The organism is Streptomyces sp. NRRL S-340 (assembly GCF_000720185.1).
Taxonomy (GTDB): Bacteria; Actinomycetota; Actinomycetes; order Streptomycetales; family Streptomycetaceae; genus Streptomyces.
This window is the reverse complement of the sequence record NZ_JOIY01000006.1, coordinates 96,593-117,190: the sequence shown is the minus strand read 5'-3', so window position 1 is coordinate 117,190 and position 20,598 is coordinate 96,593. Positions and strand designations below refer to the sequence as shown.

19 protein-coding genes and 1 riboswitch are annotated in these 20,598 nt (G+C 71.5%); of the genes, 5 read left to right on the top strand and 14 right to left on the bottom strand.

Annotation, left to right across the window (positions count from 1 at the left end):
* Positions 1 to 250: 250 nt before the first annotated feature.
* From IG64_RS06175 to IG64_RS06125, 11 genes are all read right to left on the bottom strand, one after another.
* Positions 251 to 1,633, bottom strand: a complete 1,383-nt coding sequence (locus IG64_RS06175) for an NAD(P)/FAD-dependent oxidoreductase (protein ID WP_078883819.1) — start codon at positions 1,631 to 1,633, stop codon at positions 251 to 253.
* A 494-nt stretch (positions 1,634 to 2,127) separates the two neighbouring features.
* On the bottom strand, positions 2,128 to 3,069 hold the full coding sequence (locus tag IG64_RS06170; protein WP_037852854.1) for a Ppx/GppA phosphatase family protein: 942 nt from the start codon (positions 3,067 to 3,069) through the stop codon (positions 2,128 to 2,130).
* Complete coding sequence (locus IG64_RS06165) at positions 3,066 to 3,605, bottom strand: DUF501 domain-containing protein (protein WP_037852853.1); 540 nt, start codon at positions 3,603 to 3,605, stop codon at positions 3,066 to 3,068. Before IG64_RS06165 ends, IG64_RS06170 begins: the two co-directional genes overlap by 4 nt.
* 26 nt (positions 3,606 to 3,631) lie before the next feature.
* Positions 3,632 to 4,108, bottom strand: a complete 477-nt coding sequence (locus IG64_RS06160) for an FtsB family cell division protein (RefSeq protein WP_037852852.1) — start codon at positions 4,106 to 4,108, stop codon at positions 3,632 to 3,634.
* 178 nt (positions 4,109 to 4,286) lie between these two features.
* A complete protein-coding gene (gene eno / locus IG64_RS06155; protein ID WP_037852849.1) occupies positions 4,287 to 5,573 on the bottom strand; it encodes a phosphopyruvate hydratase in 1,287 nt (428 codons plus the stop codon).
* 318 nt (positions 5,574 to 5,891) lie between these two features.
* A complete protein-coding gene (locus tag IG64_RS06150) occupies positions 5,892 to 6,638 on the bottom strand; it encodes a transglycosylase family protein (protein WP_037852848.1) in 747 nt (248 codons plus the stop codon).
* A 4-nt stretch (positions 6,639 to 6,642) separates the two neighbouring features.
* A riboswitch (cyclic di-AMP (ydaO/yuaA leader) is annotated at positions 6,643 to 6,808 on the bottom strand.
* Between the two features lie 182 nt (positions 6,809 to 6,990).
* A complete protein-coding gene (locus IG64_RS06145; protein ID WP_037852846.1) occupies positions 6,991 to 8,202 on the bottom strand; it encodes a transglycosylase family protein in 1,212 nt (403 codons plus the stop codon).
* Positions 8,203 to 8,334: 132 nt separating this feature from the next.
* Entirely contained in the window at positions 8,335 to 9,657 is a 1,323-nt protein-coding gene (locus tag IG64_RS06140) for a cytochrome P450 family protein (protein WP_051812421.1), read from the bottom strand.
* 84 nt (positions 9,658 to 9,741) lie between these two features.
* Positions 9,742 to 10,725: a nucleoside triphosphate pyrophosphohydrolase gene (locus IG64_RS06135; RefSeq protein ID WP_037852844.1), complete on the bottom strand. Its 984-nt coding sequence runs from the start codon at positions 10,723 to 10,725 to the stop codon at positions 9,742 to 9,744.
* A 200-nt stretch (positions 10,726 to 10,925) separates the two neighbouring features.
* On the bottom strand, positions 10,926 to 11,570 hold the full coding sequence (locus IG64_RS06130; RefSeq protein WP_037852842.1) for a SurA N-terminal domain-containing protein: 645 nt from the start codon (positions 11,568 to 11,570) through the stop codon (positions 10,926 to 10,928).
* A 171-nt stretch (positions 11,571 to 11,741) separates the two neighbouring features.
* On the bottom strand, positions 11,742 to 12,572 hold the full coding sequence (locus tag IG64_RS06125; protein WP_037852839.1) for a glycoside hydrolase domain-containing protein: 831 nt from the start codon (positions 12,570 to 12,572) through the stop codon (positions 11,742 to 11,744).
* A 400-nt stretch (positions 12,573 to 12,972) separates the two neighbouring features.
* Between IG64_RS06125 and IG64_RS06120 the strand changes: the two genes are divergently transcribed.
* Positions 12,973 to 13,701, top strand: coding sequence for a hypothetical protein (locus IG64_RS06120; RefSeq protein WP_037852837.1), 729 nt, complete (start codon positions 12,973 to 12,975; stop codon positions 13,699 to 13,701).
* A gap of 103 nt (positions 13,702 to 13,804) precedes the next feature.
* Positions 13,805 to 14,176, top strand: coding sequence for a hypothetical protein (locus IG64_RS06115; protein WP_037852834.1), 372 nt, complete (start codon positions 13,805 to 13,807; stop codon positions 14,174 to 14,176).
* On the opposite strand, the gene IG64_RS06110 is transcribed toward IG64_RS06115, so the two are convergent.
* The gene (locus tag IG64_RS06110; RefSeq protein ID WP_037852832.1) at positions 14,173 to 14,595 is read right to left on the bottom strand and encodes an ATP-binding protein; all 423 of its coding nucleotides are present in this window, start codon (positions 14,593 to 14,595) and stop codon (positions 14,173 to 14,175) included. The two genes, IG64_RS06115 and IG64_RS06110, sit on opposite strands and share 4 nt — an antisense overlap.
* Before the next feature lie 240 nt (positions 14,596 to 14,835).
* Here IG64_RS06110 and IG64_RS06105 point away from each other — a divergent pair, with 240 nt between their 5' ends.
* The 3 genes from IG64_RS06105 to IG64_RS06095 are packed head-to-tail and all read left to right on the top strand — an operon-like array spanning position 14,836 to position 16,074.
* Positions 14,836 to 15,672: a helix-turn-helix domain-containing protein gene (locus IG64_RS06105; RefSeq protein WP_037852830.1), complete on the top strand. Its 837-nt coding sequence runs from the start codon at positions 14,836 to 14,838 to the stop codon at positions 15,670 to 15,672.
* Between the two features lie 7 nt (positions 15,673 to 15,679).
* Positions 15,680 to 15,874 (top strand): DUF397 domain-containing protein, encoded by a 195-nt coding sequence (locus IG64_RS06100; RefSeq protein ID WP_037852828.1) that lies wholly within the window; start codon positions 15,680 to 15,682, stop codon positions 15,872 to 15,874.
* Positions 15,871 to 16,074 carry a DUF397 domain-containing protein gene (locus IG64_RS06095; RefSeq protein WP_037852826.1) on the top strand — a complete coding sequence of 68 codons (204 nt, stop codon included), beginning with the start codon at positions 15,871 to 15,873 and terminating at the stop codon, positions 16,072 to 16,074. Before IG64_RS06100 ends, IG64_RS06095 begins: the two co-directional genes overlap by 4 nt.
* A gap of 14 nt (positions 16,075 to 16,088) precedes the next feature.
* On the opposite strand, the gene IG64_RS06090 is transcribed toward IG64_RS06095, so the two are convergent.
* Complete coding sequence (locus IG64_RS06090) at positions 16,089 to 16,913, bottom strand: HNH endonuclease family protein (RefSeq protein WP_199811518.1); 825 nt, start codon at positions 16,911 to 16,913, stop codon at positions 16,089 to 16,091.
* A 141-nt stretch (positions 16,914 to 17,054) separates the two neighbouring features.
* Entirely contained in the window at positions 17,055 to 20,591 is a 3,537-nt protein-coding gene (gene mfd / locus IG64_RS06085) for a transcription-repair coupling factor (RefSeq protein ID WP_037852824.1), read from the bottom strand.
* Positions 20,592 to 20,598: the final 7 nt, after the last annotated feature.

Sequence of the window (20,598 nt, the reverse complement as noted above, 5' to 3'; positions counted from 1 at the left end):
CGAGTCCGGCATCCGGAGCGCGGCGCCCGCGCGCGGCACCCCGGGCAGGGCTTCCCCCGCACGGCGCCCGGCGCATGCGTCCGGGCCGCGCGCGTCCGGGAACGCCGAAGGGGCCGCCCGCACCACGGATGGCGGGCGGCCCCTTCGGGGAGCGCGGCTCAGGAGCGGGACCCGGGGGTACGAGGTGGGACTCGGCACCCCGGACGGGTGACTCGCAGAGGACGGCTCAGGGGACTGCGTCGGCCCGGCGTCAGGACGCCTTGGCCTTCTCCTCGGTCTTCGGCGCGGCGGCGACCGGGGCGGGCTTGGCGGCCTCGTAGAACTCCTCGCGGGGGTTCTCCATGGCGCCCAGTGAGACGACCTCGCGCTTGAGGAACATGCCGAGGGTCCAGTCCGCGAAGACACGGATCTTGCGGTTCCAGGTCGGCATGGCCATGCCGTGGTAGCCGCGGTGCATGTACCAGGCGAGACGGCCCTTGAGCTTGATCTTCATCTTGCCCATGACGATCATCGCGACGCCCTTGTGCAGGCCGAGACCCGCGACCGCGCCCTTGTTCGCGTGGCTGTACTCCTTCTGCGGGAAGCCCCGCATGCCGGAGACCACGTTGTCGCCGAGGACCCTGGCCTGGCGCAGCGCGTGCTGGGCGTTCGGCGGGCACCAGGCGTTCTCGTTGCCCGCCTTGCGGCCGACGAGGTCCGGGACCTGGGCGTTGTCGCCCGCGGCCCAGATGTAGTCGGTGCCCTGCACCTGGAGGGTCGGCGCGCAGTCGACGTGACCGCGCGGGCCGAGGGGCAGGCCGAAGCGGGAGAGCACCGGGTTGGGCTTGACGCCGGCCGTCCACACGATGGTGTTGGAGTCGACCTCCAGGCCGTTCTTCAGCACGACGTGGCCGTCGACGCAGGAGTCCATGGACGTGGAGAGGTAGATCTCCACACCGCGGCTCTCCAGGTGCTCCTTGCCGTACTGGCCGAGCTTGGGGCCGACCTCGGGGAGGATCTTGTCCGCGGCGTCGACCAGGATGAAGCGCATGTCCTCGCGGGACACGTTGTTGTAGTACTTGGCCGCGTCCCGGGCCATGTCCTCGACCTCACCGATGGTCTCCGCGCCGGCGAAGCCACCGCCGACGAAGACGAAGGTGAGCGCCTTGCGGCGGATCTCCTCGTCGGTGGTCGAGTCGGCCTTGTCGAGCTGCTCGAGGACGTGGTTGCGCAGGCCGATGGACTCCTCGATGCCCTTCATGCCGATGCCCTGCTCGGCGAGGCCGGGGATCGGGAAGGTGCGGGAGACCGCGCCCATGGCGATGACCAGGTAGTCGAAGGGCAGCTCGTACGCCTCGCCGACCAGCGGGGCGATCGTGGCGACCTTGCGGTCCTGGTCGATGGTGGTGACCCGGCCGGTGAGGACCTCCGCCTTGGGGAGCACGCGTCGCAGCGGGACGACGACGTGACGCGGGGAGATGCTGCCGGCGGCGGCTTCGGGGAGGAAGGGCTGGTAGGTCATGTACGACCGGGGGTCGACGACCGTGACGGTCGCCTCTCCGTAGCGCATCTTCTTGAGAATGCGCCGAGCTGCGTACAGGCCTACGTACCCACCGCCTACTACGAGGATCCTGGGACGCTCCGTGGTGCTCATGGCATCGAGTATCCACCCGTCGGCGGGGGGTACCTCGTGCGCCCCTTCACAAGGTTCGCAAGTGCCTGTGCTAAACTGCGCGGCCCGCGTGACCTAGATCATGGCGGCGCGAGGGAACCAGGATCCGGTTCGAACCGTTGTCAAGGGCGCGTGAGCTGCCGCTCCGGCCCGTCGGCGGCCCGGCGAAGCGACCTCCCGCCGACCGCCCACCGCTCCCCCGGGGTGCTCCCCTGAGCACCCTCACCTCCCCGCTGAGCCCCCCTGGGGACCGCCCGCACCCCTCCGGTGAGGGTGCGCGGGGCAATTCCTTGTGAAGAACTTCACGAAGTTTTCCGACAAGGTGTCACCGCAGGGGCCGCCGGGCCCTTCCCCGCCGCTCGTACGCCGTCCGGCCTGCTCGGCCGGAGCCGCCGACAGGCGGGCGAAGGGGGTGCGGGCAGGGGGTGGTGAGGGGCTTCGCCACCGGCCGCGCGAGGGCTCGCCCCGCCGGCCGGCTACGCCACCGACCAGGCGATCCCGTCCAGGATGTCGTGCTCGCTGACCACGACCTCCTGTGCTCCGACGCGTTCCATCACGGCGAGCAGCACCAGGGCGCCCGCGCCGATGACGTCGACCCGGCCGGGGTGCATCGACGGGATCGTCGCGCGCTCGGCGTGCGTGGAGTGCAGCAGGGACGTGGTGATCTCACGGACCCGGTCACGGGAGACGCGGGAGTGGTGGATGCGCGTCGAGTCGTACTCGGGCAGTTCCTGCGCGATGGCCGACACGGTCGTCACCGACCCGGCCAGACCCACCAGCGTGTGCGCCTCGCGCAGCGGCACCGTCTCCTCGGCGAGGTCGAGGGCCGCCTCGACGTCGGCCCTTATCGCCGCGATCTGCTCCTCGGTGGGCGGGTCGCTCACCGCGCCCTCGCGGACCAGGTGACGCTCGGTCATCCGGACGCAGCCCACGTCCACCGAGCGCGCCGCCCGCACGTGCTCGTCGCCCACGACGAACTCCGTGGAGCCGCCGCCGATGTCCACCACCAGGAACGGCTTGGCGAGGTCGTCACGCCCCGTCAGTTCCTTCGTCGCACCCGTGAAGGAGAACTCGGCCTCCTGGTCGCCCGAGATCACCTCCGGCTCGACCCCGAGGATGTCCACCACGCCGCGCACGAACTCGTCCCGGTTCTCCGCGTCCCGGGAGGCGGAGGTCGCCACGAAGCGCAGCCGCTCGGCGCCGTACTCCTTGATGACCTGCGCGTACTCGCGACAGGCCGCGAACGTGCGCTCCAGCGCGTCGGGCGCGAGCCGGCCGGTGCGGTCGACGCCCTGGCCGAGCCGCACGATCGTCATGCGCCGGTCCAGGTCGACCAGTTCGCCCGTTTCCGGATTCGCGTCCGCGACGAGCAGACGGATGGAGTTCGTACCGCAGTCGATGGCCGCGACCCGCGTCACCGGTCACCCTCCTCGTGGTCCTCGGACACCGTCACGCACGGTCCCTTGCGCCACCACTCGGGCAGCATCGCGATGGCCTCGTCGCCCAGCGGGTTCACCCCCGGGCCGGCGGCCAGCGAGTGCGCCACCAGGACGTGCAGGCACTTGACCCGGTCCGGCATGCCGCCCGCGCTCGGAAAACCCGTCAGTTCCTCGATCTCGTCCCGGCGCCGGATGTAGTCCTCGTGCGCGGCCCGGTAGGCCGCCGCCAGTTCCGGGTCGGTGGCCAGCCGCTCGGTCATCTCCTTCATCACGCCGTCGGCCTCCAGCGTGCCGATCGCGGAGGACGCCCGCGGGCACGTCAGGTAGTACAGCGTCGGGAAGGGCGTGCCGTCGGGCAGCCGCGGGGCCGTCTCCACGACGTCCGGCTGCCCGCACGGGCAGCGGTGCGCGATCGCGCGCAGCCCGCGCGGCGGGCGGCCGAGCTGCTGCTTGAAGGCCTCCACGTCCGCGTCGGTCGGTGCGGTGCGCGGGGTGGGCGGCGGGGGCGTTTCCATGCCTGTCGGGATGTCTCTCTGTCGGTTCACTGGCGGGCGGCGTCGGACTTGTCGACGCCGTACCAGACATTGGTGTACCAGGGGCGGCGGGCCGTCCCCTGCTCGGCGCGGGACTGCTTGACCGGCCCCGGGTCGACCACGGTGTAACCGGTCTCGCCGGGCAGCACGTAGTGCAGCCTGCGCCGGATCTGCTGCTGGGCGTAGGCGTCGTCCTGCCAGCGCGCCTTCAGGTCGCGCAACTGCTCGACCCGCTGCTGCGCCTGCGCCTTCTGCCGCTTGAGGTCGGCGATGTCGGCGCGCTGGGCGACGTACTGCCGCATCGGGTAGGCGAGGGCGACCACCATCGAGCACACGACGAGCGCGAGCAGCGCGGCGCGCCCGGTGAGCCGGGAGCGGCGGGCCTGGCGCCGGGTCTGGGAGCGGTAGACACGGGCCGCGGTCTGCTCGCCGAGCAGCCTGAGCCTGGTCGCGGTGGAGAACCGGTCCCGGTCCTTCACGGCCATCGTCCCGCCTCCCGTCGGTCGTCTCGTACGCGCCGCACACGCGCGTACGTCCCCGGACACGGTACGGGACCGGGTACGGGGACGTACGGGCGACTGGCTGAGCCTCACTCTTCGCGGCCCGGCTCGGCCGTGGTGCGGTTCAGCCCGCGAAGCGGCTGTTCGGCCCTTGAGCCGCTGCTCAGCCCTTGAAGCGCGGGAAGGCGCTGCGGCCGGCGTAGACCGCGGCGTCGTCGAGGATCTCCTCGATGCGCAGCAGCTGGTTGTACTTGGCGACGCGCTCGGAGCGGGCCGGGGCGCCGGTCTTGATCTGGCCGCAGTTGGTGGCGACGGCGAGGTCGGCGATGGTGACGTCCTCGGTCTCGCCGGAGCGGTGCGACATCATGCACTTGAAGCCGCTGCGCTGGGCCAGCTCGACGGCGTCCAGCGTCTCGGTGAGCGAACCGATCTGGTTCACCTTCACCAGCAGGGCGTTGGCGGCGCCCTCCTCGATGCCGCGGGCCAGGCGCTCGGGGTTGGTGACGAACAGGTCGTCACCGACGAGCTGGACCTTCTCGCCGAGCTTGTCGGTGATGATCTTCCAGCCGGCCCAGTCGTCCTCGAACAGCGGGTCCTCGATGGAGACCAGCGGGTAGGCCGCGACCAGCTCCTCGTAGTACTCCGTCATCTCGGCGGCGGAGCGCTCCTTGCCCTCGAAGAGGTACTTGCCGTCCTTGTAGAACTCGGAGGCGGCGACGTCGAGCGCGAGGGCGATCTGCTCGCCGGGCGCGTAGCCGGCTTCCTTGATCGCTTCGAGGATGAGGTCGAGGGCCTCGCGGTTGGAGCCGAGGTTCGGGGCGAAGCCGCCCTCGTCGCCGAGGCCGGTGGCCAGACCCTTGCCCTTCAGGACCTTCTTGAGGGTGTGGTAGACCTCGGCGCCCCAGCGCAGGGCCTCGGAGAAGGACTCCGCGCCGATCGGGGCGATCATGAACTCCTGGATGTCCACGTTGGAGTCGGCGTGCGAGCCGCCGTTCAGGATGTTCATCATCGGCACCGGCAGCAGGTGCGCGTTCGGGCCGCCCAGGTAGCGGAAGAGCGGGAGGTCGCTGGCCTCGGAGGCGGCGTGGGCGACGGCGAGGGAGACGCCGAGGATGGCGTTGGCGCCGAGCGAGCCCTTGTTGTCGGTGGCGTCCAGGTCGAACATGGCCTGGTCGATCAGGCGCTGCTCCGTGGCGTCGTAGCCGACCAGCTCCGGGCCGATCTGCTCGATGACGGCCAGGACGGCCTTCTCGACACCCTTGCCCTGGTAGCGGTTCGGGTCGCCGTCGCGCAGCTCGATGGCCTCGAAGGCGCCGGTGGAGGCGCCGGACGGAACGGCGGCACGACCCGTGCTGCCGTCGTCGAGGCCGACCTCGACCTCGACCGTGGGGTTGCCTCGGGAGTCCAGGATTTCCCGGGCTACGACGACGTCGATGGACGGCACGAGCATCTCCTTCGTGGATGTGACGCTGAAAGTGCGGGGCGGTCTGCCTTGCGGCTGTGCCTTGCGACTAGAGCCTAACCGTCCCGGGCCGCCGACCGACCGACCGACCGTCCCGTGGACAGGGTGACGGTACACATTGTTTCAGCACGGAACAAAGGGCGGGGAGGCGGGGACGCGAACGGGAAGTGAAAAAGCCCCGCCCCGGTGCGTACGGGGGAACACGCACCGGGGCGGGGAGCCCGTGGGGACGGGGGCGGCCCCACGCGGCCTCCATCGTGGAGGCCGCGCCTGGGGAGGGCCTGGGGTCCTGCTAGCGGGCCGCTGTCACTTCAGGTGGAGCTGCTGGCCCGGGTAGATGAGGTCGGCGTCGTCGACGATGTCCTTGTTCAGCTGGAACAGCTTCTCCCAGCCGCCCCGCACGCCGTGCTCGGTGGCGATGGAGCTGAGGGTGTCGCCGGCGGCCACCTTGTACTCGCCGTCGCCCTTCTTGACCTTCTTGCCGGTCGGGGTGGTGACGGTCTTCTTCGGGGCCGGACGCGTCGCGGAGCGGTCGGCGGCCCGCTGCTCGGTCGAACGGGTCGAGGTGCTGCTCTTGGAGCTGCTGGAGCTGCTGCTCGACGAGGACGACGAGGAGGAGGAAGAGGAAGAGGAAGAAGAAGAGGAGGACGACGACGAGGAGCTGCTGCCGCCGCTGGAGGACGCGCCGGACAGGCCCTTGCCGCAGACCGGCCAGGCACCCTTGCCCTGACCCGCGAGCACCTTCTCGGCGACGGCTATCTGCTGCGACTTGCTCGCCAGGTCGGCGCGCGAGGCGTAGGCGGTGCCGCCGTACGCGGCCCAGGTGGAGTTGGTGAACTGCAGGCCGCCGTAGAAGCCGTTGCCGGTGTTGATGGACCAGTTGCCACCGGACTCGCACTGGGCGACCGCGTCCCACTCGGAGGTGGTGGCGGCGGAGGCGTTGCCGGCCGCCATCAGCGGGCCGGCGACGGCGACACCGGCGACACCGGCGAGTGCGATGGCGCGGGTGGCCTTGGACGGACGACGATGCTTGCCCTTGCCGGAAAACAGCATGGAAGGATCCCCTCACCGACGCCTGCGAGGTGAGCTGTCGGGTTCGGGCCGGTTGAGTTGCCCGGCCGTGCCTTTGGGGAGGCACGGCTTCACCCCCAGCCGCTCCGGTCAACCGACCGGCGCGGCACTTACCTTGGGTCCCCCGCTCCTGCCTTCGGCGCTCGAAGCGACGACTGTTCCCGTGCGGCCGCTGGCAGGATTCGGCGTTGCGGCAGCCGGGGCTCGCGGTGGCGAGCGGTCATGACCGTAGACAGGTGATCCGCTGGATTTCAAAGACGATCAGGGCTTCTGAGACTCATCCCACACTTTCACCGAATGGGACATTCGGCGCGAAGTGTGACGTGAACTCCGCCTACTTTTGGGCGTTTTCAGCGGGGACATCCAGGCTCTGACCGGCGACGATGTGGTCGGGGTCGGCGCCGATGGAGCCCTTGTTCGCGTCGTACAGCGCGTGCCATCCGCCGTGGACGTCAAGGGAGTCGGCGATGGACGTGAGGGAGTCGCCGGTACGGACGGTGTAGGAGGCGGCGGACGAGGTGTGGGCGGCGCCGCCCTCACGCGAGGCGTGCCGGCCGCCCGTCGCGCCCGTACGGCCCTCGGTGGCGCCTTCGTCGGCGCTGCCGCCGCGGTGGCGGCCGCCGCCGAGCGCACCGGTGTCGACGAGGGCCGAAGAGCCGACGCTCTGCCCGTAGTTGTCCGGGTGGCCGGAGCCGTCCCCGCCGCCGGCGCCGTCCGCCCACGGGGTGGCGTCGGACGCGCCCGGGCCGTGGGAGGTGCCGGACTTGGGCGGGTTGCCCGTCTTCGTGGGCGAAGAGGGGGAAGTGGAGGGCTTCGTGGAGGAGTCGCCCGGTGTGCCGCTCCCGTGGGCGGAGCCGGGCCCCTCGGGGGTGTCCGCCGAAGAGCCGGACGAACCGGACGAGTCGCCCGTAGCGCTCTGCGTGTCGTCGGGCAGACCGGGGTCGTTCACGCCGGACGGTCCCGAACCGCCCGTCCCGCTCCGCCCCTCGGAGTCGTCGGCGCCGTCGGCGGAACCGGCCGATCCGGAGGAATGCGAGGACCCGGAGGAACCGGAAGAGCCCGAGGTGCCCGAGGACCCGGTCGAGCCCGAGGAGCCCGGGGTCCCGTCCGAACCGGACTTCGAGGACGACGAGTCACCGCCCACGCCCGTGTCGACGTCCGCCGCGCCGGAACTCCTGGTGAGCCCGGAGAGCAGCCCGCAGGTGTGCCAGGCACCGGGTCCGCGGTCGGCGAGGATCTTCTCGGCCACGGCTATCTGCTGGGAGCGGCTGGCCTGGTCGGCGCTGGCCGCGTAGGAGAGACCGCCGTACTTCTCCCAGTCGTCCTGGGTCAGCAGCAGGCCGCCGTAGTAGCCGTTGCCGTTGTCGGCGCTCCAGGAGCCGCCGGTCTCGCACTGTGCCACCTTGTCCCAGGTGGTGCCGTCGGCCGCGCTCGCGCCGGAGGCGGCGACCAGGGGGATGGCGATGGCCGATCCGGTCACTCCGGCGGCGACGATGAGGGCCGGAGCCTGACGGGGGCGACGGTGACGACCGTTCCCGGAGAGCATGCGGAGACCTTTCGCACGACAGCAGTGACCGGCGTGGCGGGAGGCTGGGAGGCCCCGGCGTCACACTGATGGGTGAAAGTAGCCGGTGACGATCACTTGTCACAAGTTAATGCCGCACAGATCACGTGACGATCACATAGTTGAGCGCGTGTCACCTTCGTGGCCGTCAGTGCCGGGGTGTACGGCCCCGAAGCGCACGGGCAGGGTCCGCAGCCCCCGCATGATGAGGCCGCCGCGCCAGCGCAGGTCCGCCGGGTCGGCGTCGAGCCGCAGGTCGGGCAGCCTGGTGAGCAGGGTGGCCAGCGCGGTCTGTCCCTCCAGGCGCGCGAGCGGGGCGCCCAGGCAGTAGTGGATGCCGTGCCCGTACCCCAGGTGCTGGTTGTCGCGGCGGCCGAGGTCGAGGGTGTCGGGGTGGGCGAACCGCTCCGGATCGCGGTCGGCGGCGGCGAGGACGACCAGGACCGGGTCGCCGGCGGCGATGTCCTGCCCGCCCAGGGTGAGCGGCCGGGTGGCGAACCGCCAGGTCGCCAGCTCCACCGGCCCGTCGAAGCGCAGCAGTTCCTCCACCCCGGTCTCCAGCAGTCCCCGCTCGCCGCCGGCGAGGGAACGCTGCAGCCGTTCCCGCTCGCCCGGGTGGGTGAGCAGGGCGTACATGCCGTTGCCGATGAGGTTGACGGTCGTCTCGAAGCCGGCGAACAGGAGGATGAAGGCCATCGCGGCGGCCTCGTTCTCGGTGAGGTGCTCGCCGTGGTCAAAGGCGCGGATGAGACCGGAGATGAGGTCCTCGCCCGGGGTGGGTTCGGCGGGCAGCGCCTCGCGCTTGCGGTGGATCAGCTCGGCCAGGTAGCCGCGCATCTTCTTCACCGAACGGGCCACACCGCCCCGGGGGCCCTTGCCGTGCCGGATCATCATGCCCGCCCAGTCCCGGAAGTCGTCCTGGTCCTCGCGGGGGACGCCGAGCAGGTCGCAGATGGCGTAGATGGGCAGCGGGAAGGCGAACTCGTGGATGAGGTCGGCGGTGCCGCGCGCGGCGAAGGAGGCGATGAGGCCGTCGGCCAGTTCCTGCACGCGCGGCGCGAACTCGGCGACCCGGCGGGGCGTGAACGCCTTGCTGACCAGCCGGCGCAGCCGGGTGTGGTCCGGCGGGTCGATGTTCAGCAGGTGCGTCATCAGGTCGGCCTTGCGCTCGCCGGGGATGCCGGTCCTGCCCCGGGCGTGCGCGGGCTCGTCGTGGTGGGCGGGGTTCTTGGACAGCCGGGGGTCGGCGAGGGCCTGCCGGGCGTCGGCGTACCGGGTGACCAGCCAGGCCTCCACACCACTGGGCAGCCGCGTCCGGTGCACGGGGGCGTGCTCGCGCAGCCAGGCGTACGCGGGGTAGGGGTCGCTGGCGAATTCCCAGGTGAAGAGCGGGGGCGGGGCGGGGACGGAGGTGGGGGTGTCCGGCTGGTCGTGCATGGGGCGACAGTAGTCGCCGGGGTGGGAGGCGGCGGGGCGGGGCGGGCGGACGCCTCGGGAACCCGCCTCCCTTTCCCGGCGCTCTCAGGCGCCCTCCGTCTTCCTGATCGCGTCCCTGTAGGCGCGGGCCGCCGCCCGCAGTGCCGCCTCCGGGTCGACCCCCTCGGTCTCGGCGCGGGCGGCCAGGGCCAGGAGTTCGTAGCCGATGCCCTCGCCCCGGGGCAGAGGCACCTGGAGGCCCGCCGTGCGTGCGCGCGAGGCGAGTTTCGCCGCGAGGGCCAGGCCGGGCTGGTGGACGGGGACGCCGTCCGTGACGGAGGCGCGCCGCTTCTCCTCCGCCTTGGTGCGCAGCCAGTGCTCCTTGACGTCCTCGGGGGTCTCGGCGCTCTCCTCACCGAAGACGTGCGGATGGCGGTGGATCAGCTTGGCGACGATGCCGCCCGCGACGTCGTCGATCGAGAAGGGCTCCTCGGGGTCCTCCTCGGCGATGCGGGAGTGGAAGACGACCTGGAGCAGGACGTCCCCCAGTTCCTCGCGCAGCTCGTGCCGGTCGCCGTCCTCGATGGCCTCGACCAGCTCGTACGCCTCCTCGATGCCGTACTTCGCCAGGCCCTGGTGGGTCTGCCGGGACGACCAGGGGCATTCGGCGCGGATGCGGTCCATGACCTGCACCAGGTCGAGCAGGCGGGCGCCGGGCAGGTCGTAGGAGGCGGGGAGCAGCTCCAGCTCCGGCATGGCGAGGCGGCCGGAGCCGGCGAGCCGGGCGAGGCCGTCGGTGAGGACCGGTTCGCCCTCACCCGTGGCCACGACCACGACCGTGCGGCCGCCGGCGCAGGCAGCGACGAGGTCCTCCGCGGTCGGGGACGCCTCGGCCACGGTGACGCCCGCCTCGCGCAGGTACGGCAGCTGCGGATGCGCCCCGTCCGCGCACAGCACCCGGTCGGCCGAGCGAAGCGCCTGCCAGGCGGGCCAGGACAGCAGGCCGGGGGCGACCCGGTGGCTGGTGGTGAGCAGGACGATGCGGCCGGCGGGGGCCGTCTCGGCGGTGCGGGCGGAGGTCGTGTTCACCCTTCGAACGTAACGCACGCCACGGACACGCCGAGGAGTTGTCCACAGGCCGGGGAGACCCCCGGCCTGCGTCACCGTGCACCCGCGCCCGCCGGGCCCGACGAGGACCGGTCCGCCCCGGCCGGGCCTCCCCACGGGCCGCCCCGGCTGCGGGGCGTCAGGCCGCCGGGTGTCAGGCGCCGGGTGTCAGGCGCCGGGTGTCAGGCCGTCTGCTGGGTGGCGGCCGCCGAGACCTCCCGCAGCCACGGCGTCTTCGCCGCGACCCCGCCCTTCTGCACGTCCCAGCTCCCGTAACGCGGGTTCAGGTCGACGTGGAGCGCGCCGGAGGCGGCGGAGAGGGCGTTCCAGAAGGCCGGCCTGCTGGTGTCCGTGTTCAGCTTCGCCGCGAGCTTCTGCGCCTCGATCTGCAGACGGAGGCTGTCGTCCAGGCGCTGCGGCGCCACCCCGTACTGCTGGAGCCAGCCCGTCTCCAGCGCCTTCGCGCCGCCCGCCCGCTGTTCGAGACCGGAGCGTGCCGTCTGCACCTCGCGGCGGGTGACGGTGACGCCCGCGTCCCCGGCCGCCCGGTCCAGGACCCGGTCGAGCACCATCTGGTGCAGGGTGTCCCGGTTCAGCGTGCCGGTCCGGGCGACGACCTGCTGGTACTGCGTCTCGTCGGCCACCGCCGCCCGCTGCGCCCGGCGCACCTCGTCGACCCGGCTCTGTACTTGCGCGACGGTGATGCGCTCCCCGCCCACGACGGCCGCGGCGCCGGGGTGCGCATCGCTTCCGCAGGCGGTGAGGACGGGGGCCGCTGCGACGATCGCGGCGGACAGGACGAGCGCGGTGCGACGGCGGCGGTGCAAGTGAACCTCCCGTTGGAGATTGTGCGACGGTGCACAAAGTCTTGCGGTGATCGATGGTAGGCAGCGGCCGTGCTCCGGCCAAGCCATTGGACCAACGATTCGCCGCGACTTCGGGCACCGCCGCGTCATCCTCCGCGGCGTCCGGGACCGCCGCTCGCCGCCCCGCCGGGGTCAGCCGGTGATCGCCACCGGGGCGTCCCACGCGTCACGGTCGACGGTGAGGGTGTAGCCGCGGCGCGTCTCCTTGCTGTTCACCTGGTACTGGTGGGCGCGGCTGTGGTCGGTGTACTGGGTCCGGCCGAAGGGCCAGTCCGTGGTGGTGGTGTCCTTCTTGTCCCACAGCGCGTACCAGAGGTTGCCGGGCAGGTCGGTCCTGTTGCCCGCGGTGGCGACGGCCTTGGCGCTGGAGCTGGTGAAGCCGTAGAAGCCCGCGCGGTAGGTCTTGGCGCGCAGTTGCTTGTCGAAGGCGCGGACGTAGGCCAGTACGGCGTCGTTGCACGCCTTGTCCGTGACGGCGTACGGCTCCATGTCGAGGTAGACGGGGCTGCCGGCCTTCATGCCGAGCGCGGACGCCTTGGCCACGGCGTCCTTGGCGTCGCTGCTGCCCAGGGACGCGGCGGTCGCGGCGGTGAGCTTCTCCGGGCTGGAACTCTTCTGGCAGGGCGGCTGGGCGCCGACGTAGAGCGGGATGAGTTTCCAGCCGAGGGAGCTGACCGACTTCACCCAGGAGGCGGTGAGGTTGGGCTGGGCGCAGCCGCGGTTGCGGCCGCCGATGTAGACGGCGGCGCCGCCGTAGTAGCCGTCGGCGCGCCATGCCTTCATGGCGCTGAGCGAGGGCGCGGTGCAGGTGTCGAAGGCACGGCCGGTGAAGGTCTTCTGCGCGGGCCAGGAGGTGGCGGCCATCGAGGTCTGCGCGGCGATCCCGCCGCCCGCGACGACCGCGGCCCCTGCCACCGCCCAGGTGATGTACCTGCGCTTCTTGGACTGCCGGTGTTCGGCCATCCCCACCCCTACGTTTCGGTGCGTGCGCGTGCACTGCAGGCGCACGTGTGCTGGAGCGCGTACGGCGGTGGTCACACGACGTACGTCCGCTGGAAGTGTCTTCAGGTCCCCCCGGCGTGGCGCGCACGGTCGGCGCGCCGCCGCGTTCCCGCGCCTGAAGCGGATCGCACGGTAGCCGACGCCGCTCGTGCGAACGGGAAACAGTTCCCCTACGGTGTCACACGTTTTCCCCAAGTGACGGCAAAATCAGCCGCGTTTCCGGTGCGGCGGCGGAGGCCTCCAGCCGACTCGCCGGTCTTGACCGAGTGTTGGCCCGCTTCTGACCTGTCCATGATCTCTTGGCCCGGGGGGCGTCATAAGGTCCGGTGGCCACCCCCATGGCTCGTTCCGAAGGACTTTGATGCACCTCCCCTCCCGCGCCGCCCGCGTTCTGACGGTGGCCGCGCTCCCCCTGGTCCTGGCCGCCTGCGGCTCCTCCGGGGACACCAGGGCCACGTCGTCCTCCCAGGACACGTCGGCCGCCTCTCCGGCGTCCTCGGCCAAGGACCCCGACGCCGGACTGCTCACCGGCACGCAGCTGAAGAAGGCCCTCGCCCCGGCGTCCTTCTTCCCGTCCGGTTTCAGCTCCGACCCGTCGAGCACGCGGGACACCGGAGACACGTTCACGCCGCCGGCCACCAAGAGCCCGGCGAAGCCCGACTGCGCGCACCTGGACGGCACGGGCTGGATCGATGTCACCGGTGTCACCGGGGTGTCGTTCGCGCAGGGCGACTACGTCGACAAGGACACGTCCCAGGAGATCTCCCAGGAGATCGACGCCTACCGGGGCACCACCGCCGCGAGCGTGCTGGAGGCCGTCCGGAAGACCGCCGCCTCCTGCACCTCCTTCACCGACTCCGGCACCCACAGCACGGTGAAGGCCGCGGGCAGCACCACGACGGGACTCGGTGACGGGGCCTACACGATCACACTGACCGACAGCGCCTGGGAGAACGGCACCACCCTGATCGCCGCCCGGCAGGGCACCAACCTCGTCACCGTGCTCTCCACCGACGGCAACGACAACGGGGCGGCCACGGCGAAGAAGCTGGCGCGGCGGATCGTCGCGTCCCTGAGGACGGCTTCCTGACCGCCGGGACCGACGGGCCCCGCGCCCGTCGCCCCGTGGCTTAATCTTGCCCCCTGCTGTGTCCGCGCCCGACCGGAGCGGACCGTGGGGGGATGAGATCGACGTGGAGAAACACCTCGAAGCCGGCTGGTTCCAGCGGATCGCCTGGGTGGTCCTCGCCTGGGGCTCGCTGGGCATGCTCATGTGGGTGCCCTTCCTGTACGTGGCGATCCGCCGGGGGCGGGGCTCGGACTGGGGGGCCTTCGCCTCGTTCCTGCTCTACGAGTGCGTGACGGTGACCTGGATCGCCCTCATGCCCGACGAGGGGCAGGACGACCTGCTGTTCGGCTTCGTCATCATCGGCTGCATGCTGGTGGCCGCGCTGGTGCTGCTGTTCGCCCTGTTCGACAAGCGGTCCCCGCAAGGGGCTCCGCCCGCGTACGGGCCCCCGCGGGCCGCGGCGCCGGGGCCGTACGGGTATCCGTACGGGCGTTAGGCCGCGTTCAGTTCGCACCAGACGACCTTGCCGCGGTTGCCCTCCCTGGCCAGCGGCTGCCACCCCCACAGGTCCGCGCAGGCCTTGACCAGCGCCAGCCCGCGCCCCTCCTCCGACTCGGCGACCTTCTCCAGCGGCACCGGCGGCTCCGGCGGGGCGGGGTCCGCGTCCCAGGCACCGATCCGCAGCACGCCCGCCGCCCAGCGCACCCGCAGGGCGGCCGGCCCCTTCGTGTGCCGTACGGCGTTGGAGACCAGCTCGGTCGCGAGCAGCTCGGCCACGTCCACCAGCCGGATCAGGCCGTGCATGGTGAGGATGAGGCGGAGGGTGCGGCGGCTGACGGTGACGGCACGGAGGTCGTTGGGGAGGTAGAGGCAGTACTCCCAGGGATCGGCGGGGGCATGGCTGTTTTCGGGCATGGGGCGACTCCGTCCGTCGAGTGAGGGGTGCGGTTCCTGGATTCCGCTGCGGTGTCCGGGCGGTGGCATTGCCGCAGCCGTCATGGCAGGACGGAGCGGTGCGCTTCCGGTTCCCCGGGGTTTCGCAGGGTGCGCGTCACGTCACCGACGGTAGGTCTAAATCTAGGGACGCTGCAAGCGGGTCGCGTAATCTGACCCCCGAACGAGGCACGCCGTGAGGCACGTTGAAGGGGCCGGTCCATGGTGAAGAGGCGCGAGCCGACAGCACGTCAGTTGCGGCTGGGCACCGAACTGCGCAGGCTCCGCGAAGCGGCAGGTCTCAACGCCCGCCAAGCGGCCGCCCTGCTCGGGGTGGCCCCCGCCCAGATCACTCACATCGAGTCCGCGCTCGCGGGCGTGAGCGAGCAGCGGATCCGCCGCATGGCGTCCCACTACGCGTGCACGGACACCGAGTTCATCGACGCGCTGGTGGCGATGGCCACGGACCGGACGCGTGGCTGGTGGGAGGAGTACCGGGGACTGCTGCCCACGGCGTTCCTGGACCTCTCCGAGCTGGATCACCACAGCACGTTTCTGCGCGAGGTGTCCGTCCTGTTCGTGCCTGGCCTCTTGCAGACAGAGGACTACGCACGCGCCGTCTTCTCCTCCCGGGTGCCGGAACTCACGCCCGAGGAACTGGAGCTGCGTGTCCGTTACCGCATGGCACGCCAGGCGATCACCACACCCTACGAGGTGATTGTCCATGAGGCCGCGCTGCGCATCAGGGTGAGAGACCGTGCCACTTCGAAGGCCCAACTCAACCGGCTCCTCGATCTCTCCCAAGCGGACCACGTCACCCTGCGGGTCATCCCTTTCGATCTGGACGGCTTCTCCAGGGCCTCGAGCACCATGACGTACGCCGGGGGCCCTGTGCCCAAGCTGGACACGGTGGTACGCGACGCGCCCCACGGCTCGGTCTTCATCGACTCCGAGGCCCAACTGGACGCCTATCGAACGCGTTTCCGTAAAGTGAGGGAGGTATCACTCGAACCGGAGCGATCCCGCGACTTCATCCACGGGCTGACGAAGGAGCTCTGAGGCACCCATGGTCACTCACGACAACTGGCGAAAGTCGTCATACTCCGGCGAGGGCGACGGCAATGCCTGCGTCGAGGTCGCCACGCTCCCCACCCACACCGCCGTCCGCGACTCCAAAGCCCCCGCCCGGGCCACCCTCACCTTCCCCGCCCCCGCCTTCGGCGCCTTCCTCGCCACCTTGAAAGCGCAGGACTTGCCGTGAGGCCCGCCGGAACCAGCCCCGGCCACTGGCGGAAGTCGTCCTACTCGGGCGAGGGTGACGGCAACGAGTGCGTGGAGGTCGCCACGCTCCTCACCCACACCGCCGTCCGCGACTCCAAAGCCCCCGCCCGGGCCGTCCTCACCTTCCCCGCCCCCGCCTTCGGCGCCTTCCTCGGCGCTCTCAAGCGCCAGGGGCGCTGAGCCGGGCCGGCGGGTCAGCCGCCGCACTGCCTCAGCATCGCCTGCTTGTCCGCCGCCGTCACCGGCAGCTTGTACTTGAGCGAGACCTGGGCGAACCGCACGCTGTACGCGCACCGGATGCCCTTGTTCGGCGGCAGCCAGGTCGCCGGTCCCGAATCGCTCTTGGAGGAGTTGGCGGGGCCGTCGACCGGCAGCAGGTTGAGGGGGTCGTTGGCGATCTGCTCGCGCTTCTCCTTGGGCCAGTGCGCGGCGCCCATCTGCCAGTCGTAGGACAGCGGCATCACGTGGTCGATCTGCACGGTGGCCGCGTGCGCCTTGGTCCACTGGATCGTCTTGCCCGTGTACGGGTCGTGCAGGGTCATCGCCACGAGCACGCAGTTGGACCCCTTGCGGAAGCTGACGTCCTGTCCGTCGCGCTTGAGCACGTCGTCGCGGGTGTCGCAGCCGTTGTGCGCGAAGGGCACGCCGTTCACGGAGTCCATCCAGGCGTAGCCGAACTGGTCCCGCTTGTACCCCGTCTTGGGGCCGCGGCCCTTCGTCGCCACCGTGCCTATGAGCTTGCGGGCCGCCGCCCGGTCCGACTCGCCGGTCAGCGGCGCCAGGCCCGGCTTCGTCCCGTCCGGGTTGGCCAGCGGACTGACGGAGTGTCCGTCGGAGGACGGGGCCGGTGCGCCGCTGCGCGTGGCGGGCCCGGCGCCGTGGACGTCGTCGCCCTTGCATCCCGCGACGAGGGTGAGGGCCGCTATGACGCACACCGCCGCACCACCGCGCACGAGCGGACGCCGCACCGCGCGCCCCGGCCCCCGCTCCCCGGATTCCCGGTACCTCTCCACGCCCATGAGCCCTCCCCTTGCCTTGCCGTGCGTGGCCGCACCTGGTGCGTGCGGGCCTGTCTTACCTGTGCCCACGGTAACCAGGAAGGTGCGCGCCCCACTTGGGGGCGCACAGAGGCAAAAGGAGCGAAAAGGGCGTATCGAGTGTTACGACCCGAGCACCGACGCCAGGAACTCGCCCACCCAGCCCAGCAGTTCACGGCCGACCAGCGGCTTGCCGCCGACCTTCGCGGTCTTCGGCCGGGGGACGAGCACCTGGTGGGTGGCCGGCTTGAGCAGCGAGCCCGGGTAGAGACGCTTGAGGCGCAGCTCCTGGGACTCGCGCAGCTCCACCGGGGCGAAGCGGATGCTGGTGCCCTGGAGCACGATCTCACCGACCCCGCAGGCGCGGGCGAGCATGCGCAGCCCGGCCACCAGCAGCAGGTTCTCCACCGGCTCGGGCAACTTGCCGTAACGGTCGGTCAGTTCCTCGCGGACCGCCTTGATGTCCTCCTCGCTGTTGGCGGAGGCGATGGAGCGGTACGCCTGGAGGCGCAGCCGCTCGCCGGGCGCGTAGTCGTGCGGGACGTGCGCGTCGACGGGCAGTTCGATCTTGACCTCCAGCGGCGGCTCCTCCTCGGCCCCGCCGGTCTCCAGTTGCCGCCGGTAGTCCGCGACCGCCTCGCCGACCATGCGGACGTACAGGTCGAAGCCGACGCCCGCGATGTGGCCGGACTGCTCGCCGCCCAGCAGGTTTCCGGCGCCGCGGATCTCCAGGTCCTTCATCGCCACGTACATGCCCGCGCCCATCTCGGTGTGCTGGGCGATGGTGGCCAGGCGCTCGTGGGCCGTCTCCGTGAGCGGCTTCTCCGGCGGGTACAGGAAGTAGGCGTAGCCGCGCTCGCGGCCCCGGCCGACCCGGCCGCGCAGCTGGTGCAGCTGGGAGAGGCCGAAGTTGTCGCCGCGCTCCACGATGAGGGTGTTGGCGTTGGAGATGTCGATGCCGGACTCGACGATCGTCGTGGAGACCAGCACGTCGAACTTCTTCTCCCAGAAGTCCACGACGACCTGTTCCAGGGCCTGTTCGGACATCTGGCCGTGGGCGGTGGCGATGCGCGCCTCGGGGACGATCTCGCGCAGCCGCGCCGCCGCCCGGTCGATGGACTCCACGCGGTTGTGGATGTAGAAGACCTGGCCCTCGCGCAGCAGCTCACGGCGGACCGCCGCGCCGATCTGCTTCTCCTCGTACGGCCCGACGAAGGTGAGCACCGGGTGGCGCTCCTCGGGCGGGGTGGTGATCGTGGACATCTCGCGGATGCCCGTGACGGCCATCTCCAGGGTGCGCGGGATCGGGGTCGCGGACATCGTCAGCACGTCGACGTTGGCGCGCAGCTTCTTCAGCTGCTCCTTGTGCTCGACGCCGAAGCGCTGCTCCTCGTCGACGATGACCAGGCCCAGGTCCTTGAACTTCGTCTCGGAGGAGAACAGCCGGTGGGTGCCGATGACGACGTCCACCGAGCCCTCGCGCAGCCCTTCGAGGACGGCCTTCGCCTCGGTGTCGGTCTGGAAGCGGGAGAGCGCCTTCACGTTCACCGGGAACTGGGCGTAGCGCTCGGAGAACGTGCCGAAGTGCTGCTGCACCAGCAGCGTCGTCGGAACCAGGACCGCGACCTGCTTGCCGTCCTGGACGGCCTTGAAGGCGGCGCGCACCGCGATCTCCGTCTTGCCGTACCCCACGTCGCCGCAGATCAGACGGTCCATCGGGACCGTCTTCTCCATGTCCTCCTTGACCTCGGCGATCGTGGTCAGCTGGTCCGGGGTCTCCGCGTAGGGGAACGCGTCCTCCAGTTCGCGCTGCCAGGGCGTGTCGGCGCCGAAGGAGTGCCCGGGGGCCGCCATCCGCGCCGAGTACAGCTTGATCAGGTCGGCGGCGATCTCCTTGACCGCCTTCTTCGCGCGCGCCTTGGTCTTGGTCCAGTCGGCGCCGCCGAGGCGGTGCAGGGTGGGCGCCTCGCCGCCGACGTACTTGGTGATCTGCTCCAGCTGGTCGGTGGGGATGTACAGGCGGTCGCCGGGCTGGCCGCGCTTGGCCGGGGCGTACTCCACCACCAGGTACTCGCGGGTCGCGCCCTGCACCGTGCGCTGCACCATCTCGATGTAGCGGCCCACACCGTGCTGCTCGTGCACGATGTAGTCGCCCGCCTCCAGGGTGAGCGGGTCGATGGTCTTGCGGCGGCGGGCCGGCATGCGGGCGCCGTCCCGGCTCGCGGTGCGCTGGCCGGACAGGTCGGTCTCGGTGAGCACCGCCAGCTTCAGGGCCGCGTCGACGAAGCCGTTGTCGATGCAGCCGCACGCCACGTGCACCACCGACGGGGAGACCTCGCCGAGGTCCGCGTCCAGGCGGGCCGCGATGCCCTCGCCGCCCAGCACCTCGACGGTGCGGGCGGCCGGGCCGTGGCCCTCGGTGACGTAGACCGTGCGCCAGCCGTCGGCGAGCCAGCCCTTGGTGTCGGCGAGCGCCTTGGCGGTGTCGCCGCGGTACGTCTCGGGGGCGTGCATGCCCAGCTTGAGGGTGTCGGTGTCCTCGGCCGCCTCGTCGGCGGCGAACGGCGACACCGACCACCACATCATGTCCCGCTCGCGGGCCCGCTCCCGGACGTCCGCGATCGACCACAGGGAGGCCGCGTCGACGTCGATGGGCGCCTCGCCGCCGCCCGCGGTCGCGGCCCAGGACGCCTGCAGGAACTCCTGGGAGGTGGCCACCAGGTCGGACGCGCGCGTGCGCACCCGCTCCGGGTCGCACACCACGGCCATCGCGCCCTTGGGCAGCACGTCCAGGAGCAGCTCCATGTCGTCGACGAGGACCGGCGCCAGGGACTCCATGCCCTCCACCGCGATGCCCTCGGCGATCTTGCCCAGCAGTTCGCCCAGCTCCGGGTGCTGCTCGGCCAGGGCACGAGCGCGCGTGCGGACGTCCTCGGTGAGCAGCAGCTCGCGGCAGGGCGGGGCCCACAGGCCGTGCTCGGCGACCTCCAGGGAGCGCTGGTCGGCCACCTTGAAGTAGCGGATCTCCTCGACGTCGTCGCCCCAGAACTCGATGCGCAGGGGGTGTTCCTCGGTGGGCGGGAACACGTCGAGGATGCCGCCGCGCACGGCGAACTCGCCGCGCTTCTCCACCAGCTCCACGCGCGCGTAGGCGGCGGCCGCCAGGGCTTCGACGATGCCGTTCAGGTCGGCGGTCTGCCCGGTGCGCAGGGCGACCGGCTCCAGGTCGCCCAAACCCTTGACCTGCGGCTGGAGCACCGACCGGATGGGAGCGACGACGACGGAGACCGGGCCGGTCTCCGGGTCGTCGGGCCTGGGGTGGGCCAAGCGGCGCAGGACGGCGAGGCGGCGGCCCACGGTGTCGCTGCGCGGGCTGAGCCGCTCGTGCGGGAGCGTCTCCCAGGAGGGGTACTCCACGACGCCCTCCGGCGGCAGCAGCGAGCGCAGGGCCGCTGCCAGGTCCTCGGCCTCGCGGCCGGTCGCCGTCACCGCGAGCACCGGACGGGCGGCCTCGCGGGCCAGGGCCGCGATCGCGAAGGGACGGGCGGCGGGCGGGCCGACGAGGTCGACGTGCATCCGATTGCCGTCCGTGGCCGCGGTGATCGCTTCCGCGAGGGCGGGGTCCTTGACGACGGCGTCGAGCAGACCGTGCAGGCTCATGGAGGGG

What these genes read in the sequence shown, in the direction of transcription:
- IG64_RS06150 (WP_037852848.1), bottom strand. Translation starts at nt 6,638, where the DNA reads ATGCTGTTTTCCGGCAAGGGCAAGCATCGTCGTCCGTCCAAGGCCACC.
- IG64_RS06110 (WP_037852832.1), bottom strand. Translation starts at nt 14,595, where the DNA reads ATGCCCGAAAACAGCCATGCCCCCGCCGATCCCTGGGAGTACTGCCTC.
- eno (WP_037852849.1), bottom strand. Translation starts at nt 5,573, where the DNA reads ATGCTCGTGCCGTCCATCGACGTCGTCGTAGCCCGGGAAATCCTGGAC.
- IG64_RS06160 (WP_037852852.1), bottom strand. Translation starts at nt 4,108, where the DNA reads ATGGCCGTGAAGGACCGGGACCGGTTCTCCACCGCGACCAGGCTCAGG.
- IG64_RS06100 (WP_037852828.1), top strand. Translation starts at nt 15,680, where the DNA reads ATGGTCACTCACGACAACTGGCGAAAGTCGTCATACTCCGGCGAGGGC.
- IG64_RS06090 (WP_199811518.1), bottom strand. Translation starts at nt 16,913, where the DNA reads ATGGGCGTGGAGAGGTACCGGGAATCCGGGGAGCGGGGGCCGGGGCGC.
- IG64_RS06165 (WP_037852853.1), bottom strand. Translation starts at nt 3,605, where the DNA reads ATGGAAACGCCCCCGCCGCCCACCCCGCGCACCGCACCGACCGACGCG.
- IG64_RS06105 (WP_037852830.1), top strand. Translation starts at nt 14,836, where the DNA reads ATGGTGAAGAGGCGCGAGCCGACAGCACGTCAGTTGCGGCTGGGCACC.
- IG64_RS06145 (WP_037852846.1), bottom strand. Translation starts at nt 8,202, where the DNA reads ATGCTCTCCGGGAACGGTCGTCACCGTCGCCCCCGTCAGGCTCCGGCC.
- IG64_RS06140 (WP_051812421.1), bottom strand. Translation starts at nt 9,657, where the DNA reads ATGCACGACCAGCCGGACACCCCCACCTCCGTCCCCGCCCCGCCCCCG.
- IG64_RS06125 (WP_037852839.1), bottom strand. Translation starts at nt 12,572, where the DNA reads ATGGCCGAACACCGGCAGTCCAAGAAGCGCAGGTACATCACCTGGGCG.
- IG64_RS06120 (WP_037852837.1), top strand. Translation starts at nt 12,973, where the DNA reads ATGCACCTCCCCTCCCGCGCCGCCCGCGTTCTGACGGTGGCCGCGCTC.
- mfd (WP_037852824.1), bottom strand. Translation starts at nt 20,591, where the DNA reads ATGAGCCTGCACGGTCTGCTCGACGCCGTCGTCAAGGACCCCGCCCTC.
- IG64_RS06175 (WP_078883819.1), bottom strand. Translation starts at nt 1,633, where the DNA reads ATGAGCACCACGGAGCGTCCCAGGATCCTCGTAGTAGGCGGTGGGTAC.